This is a genomic window from Actinomyces sp. HMSC08A09, from assembly GCF_001807465.1.
Classification (GTDB): domain Bacteria; phylum Actinomycetota; class Actinomycetes; order Actinomycetales; family Actinomycetaceae; genus Actinomyces; species Actinomyces oris.
The window spans coordinates 1-9,225 of sequence record NZ_KV789104.1 but is presented as its reverse complement, the minus strand read 5'-3'; the positions used below and the strand labels follow the sequence as shown (position 1 = coordinate 9,225).

Here is a 9,225-nt window from a genome sequence, read left to right as displayed (position 1 = left end):
CGCCCCAACCCCAACGAAGGCCGCTGGGGAGTAAAACTCGACGACGCAGCCAGCACCACCAAGAGCACCAGCAAGGCGACGGACGCTGCTGCCGACGGAGCCAAGAGCACCAGCCACGCAACGGACGCTGCTGCCGACGGAGCCAAGGGAGCAGCCAGCGCCGCGGGCGCGGCGGCAGCCAGCACAAAACGTGCCGGCAGTGCGGCAGACGCGGCCAAGACGGGAAAGAATGCTGATAAGTACCAAAAAGACATACCTGAGCTATTCCGCCAGCATCAAGCCCAGAAGGCCGCAAAGCAGCAAGCTATAGAGCGCCTGGATGAAGCAGTGCCCGAGGGGTACTCTCGTAGCGACTTTACGCGAAAGAGAATGCAAGACACAGCAGCTGAAATGGCAGACAATGGCCACAGCGCACGTGAAATTTCCAAGCTTGAAGACTTGGCGGACGAGGCGTCTACCGCACGTAAGGAATTAAACGACGCTGCCGCCAGGATCGGAGAGGCAGGCGGTGAGGCACATCTCACGGAGAATGGGTACCATATTCCTGAAGAGTTCCGTGCAGACAATGTGACAGTGAACAACGGGACCGCCCCGCGAGGTTGGGTCGACGGGATGGCCCTGAGTCCGAACGGCGATGAAATGGTCGTCGCGGAATACAAGGGGGTAGGAGCACGCGTGGACAGCACGCCACGTGCGACTACTTACGAAGGGAAGGCCCCTCAGGCATCGCCTGCGTACACGCGAGACCGCATGCTGAGCGACCCTCGCTTCGCCCAGTACTTCCACGACCACCCCGATGTGTGGCAGAGCGTTCAGAACGGGGACACAAAGATGACAATCAAGGTGATAGCGACACGCGAACCTGGTAGAATAGAAGTCACCAACACCCCCTTCGAGCTCACACCGGAAGTCACTCAGCACCTTCAAAATTCTATCGACAAACTCTAGAAAGCCCAGGAGAGTGCCATGAATCCCACTACATCAAACGATGCGGGATCAACAACATCAGACTTTCGCTATTACCCGGCCGACCAGGCAATTGGTATTATTCGAGCGATTGCCGAGCATCGATGGCCCATGACCGTCGAGGAGGCTTTCTCGCTGCGAGACCAGTTCGGCTGGACACCCGCTCCAGACGATGGAAGATTTTTCGTTACTCCCGTCAGCAACGGAGAAGAAGACGGTCACATAAGCTTAGTCGTCAACAACAATAAGTATATATCCAGAGTCTCTTTCCGCTTGACCAGCCTTGCCCCTCCGGACCCGGGCCCGGAAATTAGGGCATTGATACAGTCAGCACGCTCAGAGTACGTTGCTGGACTTACATCACTGTACGGGACTGCAACCCCCGGCTCTAGCAGCAAAGTCGAAACTTTGTCTTGGTATTTGCCGTCACGCGCGAGTGTCGGTTTAGGAGTCGGCACAAGATTTGTGTCCGCGACAATTGAATCGCCAGCGATGACTGATCTTACTGAAGCTGAAGAGAAGTATTTCGCAGAAGGAGGAGAATTGTAGCCCTCGAGGACAGCTGCGCCAGCGCCGCAGCCGGGGCACTGAACTGGCAGCCCATCGAGGACACCGACGTCGATGCCCGCCGGGCGTTCTGGCTATGGTATCTGGATGAGGCCATCCCGGCTGTCCTGGCCGACTGAGCGCTGGAAGGGGGCTTCACGCGAGCCGCCCGGCCAGCTGGCACCTGACTGATCAACCCGCCAACGGTGGGGGTCGAGTCTTCCCGACTCGGCCCCCACCGCTTCACATATTCTCGCGGTGGCTGCGGCTGCCTCGACGTGGACGAACATCGCCACCAAGCTGAACTCGTGCGCCGGTGAGCTGGACAAGGTGTGCACGGGGCGTCTGGCCGGCCAGGAGTCCCTGGCGGTAGCGACCTTCAAGACCCTCCAGGCCGGCTCCGCCTCCCACCTGCGCATGACCGGTCAGCTGGCCGGCGCGATCTCGGGCGGGCTGACGGTGGCCTCAATGATCGTGCGCATGGTGCACGACATGGTCCGCGACGCCATCTCAGACGTCATCGGCAAGCTCGCCTCCAAGGTCGCCATCGGAGTTCTCACCGCAGGCCTGGCCGCCCCCTGGGCAGTGAGCACAGCCATCACTGAAGTCTCCTCCTGGGTGACCCGCCTGTCCAAGGAAGTCGCCGACACCGTCCTGTCAGCCAAGAACCTCAAAGGCCTGCTAACCAAAGCCAACCGCCTGCTCGACGACGTCGCTGCGGCCTTCAACCGCATCCCGGCCAAGGTCAGCGAGGCCGTCACCACGAAGGTGGAGGCAGCCAAGGACCTCGCATCCTCCCTCAGCAACCCCCAGTACGCACTGGCCGGCCTACCAGGCATCAGCATGCGCCAGGCCGGCGACATGGGGAGAGCCAAACCCACCGTCCACAGGCCCACCGGCGGCCCTAAACCCCCCAAGACCCCACGCCCCAACCCCAACGAAGGCCGCTGGGGACAAAAACTCGACGACGCCCCAGCCAAGTCCGACCCCAAACCAACCACCAGTGGCGGCGAAGGCACTCCACCCAAGGGCGGAGGCGACGGAAAGGGCGGCGACGGAAGCGACCCAATGAGCGGCCCGGTCGTCTTTAAGCCTTTCAAAGGAGCATCAGAAGCTGACGTTAAAGCACTTCACGAATATGTCGCTGGGTGCAACCAGGCACTTAGAGAGGGGAAGTTGTCTCCCACCGGAAGAGTTGCCACAAAAGGCACCGAAATCGACCGTCAGGCAAAGCGTGCAGCCCGACAAGAGAGGCGAGCGCACCCGGAAAAATACCCATCTCCTGACATTGTTGCCGGACACGTTCCGGACAGCACATGGTTGGGGCATGGGAATCCACCCAGCTGGCAGGCAATGCCGTCCAAGTTGAACTCCAGCCTGGCAGGACAGAACAACAACTATCCGGTAGGGTACAAGCCAACAGAATTCCTCGTCGGGGAAGGGGATTGAGACATGACTGGTGAGACTGCTGGCACATCCAGCCAGGCAAGTCAGGGCGTTCCCGGGTGGACGTGGCCGGACTACATCGGCTGGGGGTGGATGATCGTCCAAGCGAGGATGGAGGCCGACTGGACCGGGCTGTGGGACTACGCGATGCCAAATCCGAAGGCGTCAGAGGAGACTGTGGCCCGCGCCGAGGCCCGGCTGGGTTTCCGTCTGCCAGAGTCCTACCGAGGTTTCCTCCTAGCGGCCGATGGCTGGCCCTGCTTCTTCCAGGACATGACGATCTTCTCCACCTCCGACCTGCTGGGCGGCGAGCTGCACAAGGCCGGACAGATCCAGCTGGAGCTGGAGGAGTGCGTCGAGGCCATGGCCGCCGGAGGCGTCATCGCCGCCGACCACTTCACTGTTGTCGCCTCTCGAGAATCTATTGAGATCGCTCTCATGGGAAAGCCCGGCACCCCGGCTGAGGGGACCGTCTCCTGGGTACGCGGCGAGGTCATGCAGCGCTATGACGACTTCCTGGACTACTACCTGTCCATGATGGAACTCAGTAAACAGGAGACAGAGTCCATCCGAAGGAAGGACGGCCCTAAGCCCGCCGGTGTGCCTCACGCTGTCATCGACCGTCCCGGCAGCCCGCCGGTCTTCGAGCACGCCCGCCGCGACGACCTGTAGAACCGACATAAGTAGCTCTCTCCACTCGGATTCAGCCTGAGGCACTGCCTATCCCTGCCGGGTGACGAATCACTTCGCAGGAGCATGGATAGCCGCTGAAGCCGGAGAGTAGACCCCGTCAGCCTTGTGGTGCTGGGGTCAAGTCGAGACAACCGACTTGACCCCAGCACCACAAGGCTTTTCCGCTCCCACCACGGGCCAACAGACCGCTCGTCGCAACCTTAAAACAATGTCCTGCGCACACCTAAACAAGGTCACTTCTACCGTCAGGTGGACGGCAAGTTCCACTATGTCACTGACGAGCACGCGCGTACCGCGCGCATGGAGGTCGACGGCCACATGGAGCCTCTGTCTGACGGTGAGAAGGGTGTGCGCTCGGCGCATACGCAGAGCAAGGTGACGACCTGCCCGGTGAGCACAACGGTGGGCACGGGGCCGGTACCCAGTTCCACGGACCGCCTGAGAAGATCAACGTGGTGGCGATGCTCAAGGAGGTCAACCAGAACTTCCCCAACAGCAACTTCGAGTCCTACCTGAGGCTGGAGCAGCAGATCGCCAAGGAGCCGGGCAACTACAAGGGCTTCGCCGTAGACTTCAACTACCGAGACCCGGTCGGGCCGGAGCTGACCAAGACCGAGCAAGTACCCACCGAGTTCAAAGCGACATGGACGGACGCTAAAGGCGTTCCTCAAAGCTTGCCGTTCGCGAACCAGTAGGAGGTAGTTTCTGTGAGTGCTGAGGACCTGAGTGAGCAGGAGGTCTTCGAGCGGTTCGAGGGCATGCTGCGGGACTGGCTGCGTGACAGCGGCGGGACCCGCATCGACATCGACTACCACGCCATCCACCGAACCGGGTTCATCACCAACTGGCTGACCATTAACGGTCAACGCAAGGGCGTGCTGCTTCCCGCGAAGATGGACTTCACCATGGATGACCTTCGTCCGGCTCAGGTCGATCCTCATCGGGGTGCCTGGCTGTATTCGCACCTGTGGATGGATGCCTTTGACGGTGTGCTGCATCAGGAGTCGGACTGGATGCGTGAGCCAGTCATTAACGGAGATCCCGCTGGCGACCAAGACGCGGCGGTGGAGCTGAGGTTGCACCCCAGGGATCCTGAGTTCATCCCGGAGTGGATGGCGACCAAGGCAGCCGCCTTCCACAAGAAGGAGGAGGCCCGCGCACGACGTCGCGAACGCGACCGGGCCCGCCGGGAACGCAAGAAAGCCGAAGCCGCCCAAGCCACCCAGGAGGCTGCCACACACACGGCGAATACCAACGAGGACGGCCAGTAGCGGGCTTGGTGGGGCACCCGTGCCGTCAGCTATATGGCTGGAGTCACTCTCCTGGCACCATCCAGACGCCTCGCGGCTCCGAACTCCTGGTGACGGTGCACTACGTCGGTGCGCCACCACTCACCTGGCCACGTCGCCAGCCCATGTCACCAAGGAGTTCTCCCATGCGTACTCGCAAGATCGTGTCAGCCGCCCTGCTCGTTGCCGCCCTCGCCGTCGGCACCGCCGCCTGCGGCTCCACGAATGCCGACAAGGACAAGATGGAGCAGACCTCCACCCCGAACGGCACCATGAGTGACGGCAAGATGTCCGATGGAAAGATGAGCGACGGCAAGACCGAGGATGGGAAGATGTCGGATGACAAGATGTCCGACAGCCCCACCTCCGGCAGCATGTCGGACGGCAAGATGAGCGACGACAAGATGTCGGCCGCCCCCTCGGCCAGCGCCATGTCGGACGGCAAGTAGGAGCTGCCGCCGGACGGATAGCCGCATGACGTTGGCCCGTACCCGCAACAACGGGTACGGGCCAACGCACTTCCGGGCAAGCCGTGCAGGTTCCCCAGTCAGCACGACCATGAAGCACAGCACATTATGATGCTAGGTAGATATATTGGCACTCACAGCCTCCAGGACTGCTAGGGTTCAAGGGCCAGTTATCCATTAGGAGGTCAATATGCGACAGATATCCACCCCTAAGCGCTTCCTCGCCCTGACCCTGAGCGCAGGCATCCTGACCGGCGGGCTCGCGCTGAGCAGCACCACCGCCAGCGCCGCCGAGCCTGCAGCGGTCACCGCCTCCGCACCCCAGGCCCACAGCACCGACGACGCCGCCACCACCGGATGGTTCGATCGTTTCAAACGGGACTGGCGCGAAGCGGCTCGTAAGTACAACGAAGCAGATCAGAGGGCTGCCAGGTACTTCCGGTGACCGCATCGCCAAGGCCCTACCGGGCTGTCTCGCGCGCGCTCCCACCCCTTAAGAGCACAGCGCTCACACTCTTGCCATAGTGGCTGAGGCCACCCACCCCACTCAGACCACGAACCGCGGCTTCGGCCCGCGCTCACACGACAGCGCGGGCCGGGGCCGCTCTCTCTGAACGTATCGGGAAGAAAGCCGGTCAGTCGCGGGCGTGGACGGACACGAAGTTGGCCAGCAGCTTCCAGGAGTCGGAGACGTCGTCGAGGCGCACGCGGGCCTGGAGGTCGGCGAGCTCGTCGTCGGCGAAGTAGCCGTGACCGGCGTAGAAGCCGAGCCGGTGGGCGAGGTAGTCGCCGTCGAGCTCGGGGTGGAACTGGGTGGCGTACAGGTTGGAGCCGATCCGGAACATCTGGACCGGGCAGGCCTCACCGGTTCCCAGGACGACGGCGTGGGGCGGCAGCGTCGTGACCGCCTCCTTGTGGGCGACGAAGGCCTGGAAGACCTTCGGGACGCCCGCGCAGATGGGGTCGGCCAGGCCGGCCTCGGTGAGAGTGACGTCGGGAGCGGTGACGGCCTCGCCGTAGGTAGTGTCGACAACCGCGCCCTGATGGCAGGCGAGCGTGCCCACGCCGTAGCAGGCGCCGAAGAAGGGGAAGTCAGCCGCGACGACGCGGTCGAGCAGGCCGGAGAGCTCGGCCTCGACCCGCTTCTGGGTGGCGGACTTCTTCTCCGCCGGGGTGGAGGCGTTGAAGGGGGAGCCGCCCACGAGGATGCCGGACCAGTCGTCCAGATCGATCTGCGGCAGGGACTCAGCCTCCAGGCGCAGGCGGCGGAGCGTGGACTCGTCCAGGCCGGTGCGCTTGAGGAACGCCTCGTACTCGGCGTCGGCAGGCTCATCGTCGCTACGGGTGGCCAGGAAGAGGAAGGGTTTCACGAGATGACCTTAACGGGGGCCGGCGGCCTGGGCAGCATCCTTTTCCACGCCGTTCCCAGAATCACGTTCAGGAACCGGCCCGCAGGCTTCTGAGGATCTCCTCGACGGCGGCCAGGGTGACTCCGGAGGCCTGCCTCAGGGAGAGCTGCGCCCGCCCGAGGTTCCCACCGGCGGCCGGGGCGTCGAGGTAGGTCAGGGCGGAGACCGCCACTCCCCTCGAGGCCAGGACCATGGCTTCGGCCACGGAGTCGGTCACGGCGGCGTCGGCGCCCAAGGAGACCAGAGCGCGTGACTCGGCCGGGCTCGGGCGCAGTGGCCCGGGCACGAGGGCGACGACGGAGCTGCCGCTCACGCCGCGCAGGCTCCCCAGGCGCTCGGTGAGCGTCGCGTCCCAGCCCGCCGAGACCATGCCGGGGGCCGGGAAGAGGGAACCACCCGAGACATTGAGGTGGTCGGCGACAACGCGCACCTGTCCCGGCGCCGAGCCACCGGCCACATCACCGGAGCCGCGCAGCGGGGTGGCGCGCGTGACGAGCAGGGCGGCGCGCAGGCGGGCCCCGCTGGCGATCCGGGCCAGCGCCGTCGCACCGCGCGCGGCCCCACCCTCGTACATGCTGGTGCGACCACGGGCGACGAGGACGCCGAGTCCACCGCGCTCGTAGGACACGAGCGCGTCCTCGTGGCCGGGGGCGCTGGGGGCCTCAACGCCGGGCAGGAAGGACAGGCGCACTCGGGCCGAGGGACGCCCCCAGGCCTGGTCGAGGTCGCGCAGGAAGGCGGGCTCGGCGATGACGAGGAGGTCGTGGCGGGCGCGACCCGTGGCCAGGAGGATGGAGGCGCCGTCGGGGTCCTCGTCCCAGATTCCTGGCGGGGCGGACTGCTGGACCATGGATTCTCCTCGGGTGCGCCCGGGGCGGGCGGTGGGACAGGGAACGATGGCCGGCGCGGGGCGCCGGTCAGGGTGGAGCGAAGTCTACGCGAAGACGCCGGTGGGCGCCGCCCGCACCCATCCCACGCTCACCAACCAAAACTTCAGAATCGACGCGGCTCCGGGTCGATTATGAAGATTTTGTCGATCTGTGTGCGGGCCAGGCGGTGCACCGAGCGGGCGGCAGGCTCGGGCGCACCTCCACGATCTACATCGTGCGGTTGAAGTAGATGCTTCCTCCGATGAAACTGACCAGCTGCAGCCACAGGACGACAACAATACCCAGCTTCATCGACCCTCCGAAGGCCCCCACGGTGCCAACGACAACATTGCCGACGAGCCCGACGACGCCAGTGAGTGCCCAGGCCCGCTGCGAGGCGGCCCTGTCCCGCTCGTCCCCCCGCTTCTCAAGCTCACGGACAACGAAGGTCTCGTATCCGCGCCTCTTGGCGACGATCAGGGCGATGTACACGAGCATCACGACTGACGCCCCGCTGGCGCCACCATAGAGAAAGCCATTGGGCATCGGGATCGTCAACGCAGCCGCCCACAGAAGGATGACGACGGCGACAACGCAGGCCATGCCCCCGATGGTGGACCGCCGCCGCTTGGTGGCCTTCTGGCTTGCCCGAGCACTCGACGTCGAGCCCGGGGAGGACGAAGCGGCTGCCGCAGCGGAGGAAGGGGTAGGCGTGGGATCCGACTCAGACATGAAAGATCTCCTCAACAGCGGTCTCGAAGTAGCGGGCTATGGCGATGGCCAGAGGAAGGGAGGGGTCGTACTTGCCTTTTTCGATGGAGTTGACGCTCTGTCTGGAGACACCCAGGGCGGCTCCGAGCTGGGCCTGGGTGAGGCCTCGAGCCTCGCGCAGACTGCGCACGTCATTATCCATGAGCCTCACCACCCGGAGCGCGGCGAGACAACCCACTCATGCCGCAGCCGCGTTCCGGACGGCACGCAGTCTCGGGGACAGCCACGCGACACCGATGATGGACACGCTGACCATGGCGGTGCCTATGAGGTGAACGACCAGCAGAAGTGGTCCGGCGGAGAGATGACTGGTCGCCGGGAACACGAAGCCCACCATGATTCCGGTGGGGAGGGAGCAGACGAGACCGGCTTGCTGCCCGCTGAGCTTCTTGAGGAGCTCGGACGCCTCCTCGGCACGGACCTCGGGCAGATGGCGAGCCGAGTACCGGTAGACGAGCAGGTAGAGGACGATCCCGGCGACGATGCCACCGACCACCCCGGCAACGAAGGTGACAGCGGAGGAGGTCGACGACGTGGCGGCCAGGACAGAAGGAGCGGAGACGGCGGAGAGCATGGCGATCATCCCTTGATTAGCCAATCACCCCGAGAGAGGGTGTCATGTTTGCTTGACATGTCTAGTGTGCTTGACAGGGTCGACTGTGTCAAGCGTGCTTCACTCGAAGAGTCCGGACCCCCGGCACTCCACCCCATACGAACTCATCAACAAAAAATTCAGAATCGACGCGGCTCCGGGTCGGTGGGGTCAGGT

The 9,225-nt window shown here is 64.1% G+C and carries 13 protein-coding genes and 1 pseudogene; 9 read left to right on the top strand and 5 right to left on the bottom strand.

Annotated elements, in window-relative coordinates; all coding sequences use genetic code 11:
* From HMPREF3165_RS13425 to HMPREF3165_RS04635, 9 genes and pseudogenes are all read left to right on the top strand, one after another.
* Positions 1-948 (top strand): annotated as a pseudogene (locus HMPREF3165_RS13425) (hypothetical protein); the annotation flags it as partial.
* Between the two features lie 18 nt (positions 949-966).
* Positions 967-1,515, top strand: a complete 549-nt coding sequence (locus tag HMPREF3165_RS12770) for a DUF6301 family protein (RefSeq protein WP_083303201.1) — start codon at positions 967-969, stop codon at positions 1,513-1,515.
* A complete protein-coding gene (locus tag HMPREF3165_RS13215) occupies positions 1,509-1,652 on the top strand; it encodes an Imm5 family immunity protein (protein WP_256274995.1) in 144 nt (47 codons plus the stop codon). The genes HMPREF3165_RS12770 and HMPREF3165_RS13215 overlap by 7 nt, the downstream gene beginning before the upstream one ends.
* A gap of 118 nt (positions 1,653-1,770) precedes the next feature.
* Positions 1,771-2,961, top strand: a complete 1,191-nt coding sequence (locus HMPREF3165_RS12765) for a DUF948 domain-containing protein (protein ID WP_083303200.1) — start codon at positions 1,771-1,773, stop codon at positions 2,959-2,961.
* A gap of 3 nt (positions 2,962-2,964) precedes the next feature.
* The gene (locus HMPREF3165_RS04655; protein WP_070511185.1) at positions 2,965-3,630 is read left to right on the top strand and encodes an SMI1/KNR4 family protein; all 666 of its coding nucleotides are present in this window, start codon (positions 2,965-2,967) and stop codon (positions 3,628-3,630) included.
* Between the two features lie 404 nt (positions 3,631-4,034).
* Positions 4,035-4,346, top strand: coding sequence for a DNA/RNA non-specific endonuclease (locus HMPREF3165_RS04650; RefSeq protein ID WP_083303199.1), 312 nt, complete (start codon positions 4,035-4,037; stop codon positions 4,344-4,346).
* 12 nt (positions 4,347-4,358) lie between these two features.
* On the top strand, positions 4,359-4,922 hold the full coding sequence (locus HMPREF3165_RS04645) for a hypothetical protein (protein WP_003788163.1): 564 nt from the start codon (positions 4,359-4,361) through the stop codon (positions 4,920-4,922).
* 164 nt (positions 4,923-5,086) lie between these two features.
* Positions 5,087-5,389: a hypothetical protein gene (locus HMPREF3165_RS04640; protein WP_040322038.1), complete on the top strand. Its 303-nt coding sequence runs from the start codon at positions 5,087-5,089 to the stop codon at positions 5,387-5,389.
* A gap of 208 nt (positions 5,390-5,597) precedes the next feature.
* The gene (locus tag HMPREF3165_RS04635; RefSeq protein WP_003788167.1) at positions 5,598-5,852 is read left to right on the top strand and encodes a hypothetical protein; all 255 of its coding nucleotides are present in this window, start codon (positions 5,598-5,600) and stop codon (positions 5,850-5,852) included.
* 190 nt (positions 5,853-6,042) lie between these two features.
* On the opposite strand, the gene HMPREF3165_RS04630 is transcribed toward HMPREF3165_RS04635, so the two are convergent.
* The 5 genes from HMPREF3165_RS04630 to HMPREF3165_RS04610 form a co-directional block, all read right to left on the bottom strand.
* Entirely contained in the window at positions 6,043-6,777 is a 735-nt protein-coding gene (locus HMPREF3165_RS04630; RefSeq protein ID WP_003788169.1) for a glutamine amidotransferase, read from the bottom strand.
* 67 nt (positions 6,778-6,844) lie between these two features.
* Positions 6,845-7,666, bottom strand: coding sequence for a nucleoside phosphorylase-I family protein (locus tag HMPREF3165_RS04625; RefSeq protein ID WP_070511183.1), 822 nt, complete (start codon positions 7,664-7,666; stop codon positions 6,845-6,847).
* Positions 7,667-7,913: 247 nt separating this feature from the next.
* Entirely contained in the window at positions 7,914-8,417 is a 504-nt protein-coding gene (locus HMPREF3165_RS04620; protein WP_256274992.1) for a hypothetical protein, read from the bottom strand.
* Positions 8,410-8,598 (bottom strand): helix-turn-helix transcriptional regulator, encoded by a 189-nt coding sequence (locus HMPREF3165_RS04615; RefSeq protein ID WP_060958143.1) that lies wholly within the window; start codon positions 8,596-8,598, stop codon positions 8,410-8,412. Before HMPREF3165_RS04615 ends, HMPREF3165_RS04620 begins: the two co-directional genes overlap by 8 nt.
* Positions 8,599-8,634: 36 nt before the next feature.
* A complete protein-coding gene (locus HMPREF3165_RS04610; RefSeq protein WP_256274990.1) occupies positions 8,635-9,030 on the bottom strand; it encodes a PTS sugar transporter in 396 nt (131 codons plus the stop codon).
* Positions 9,031-9,225: the final 195 nt, after the last annotated feature.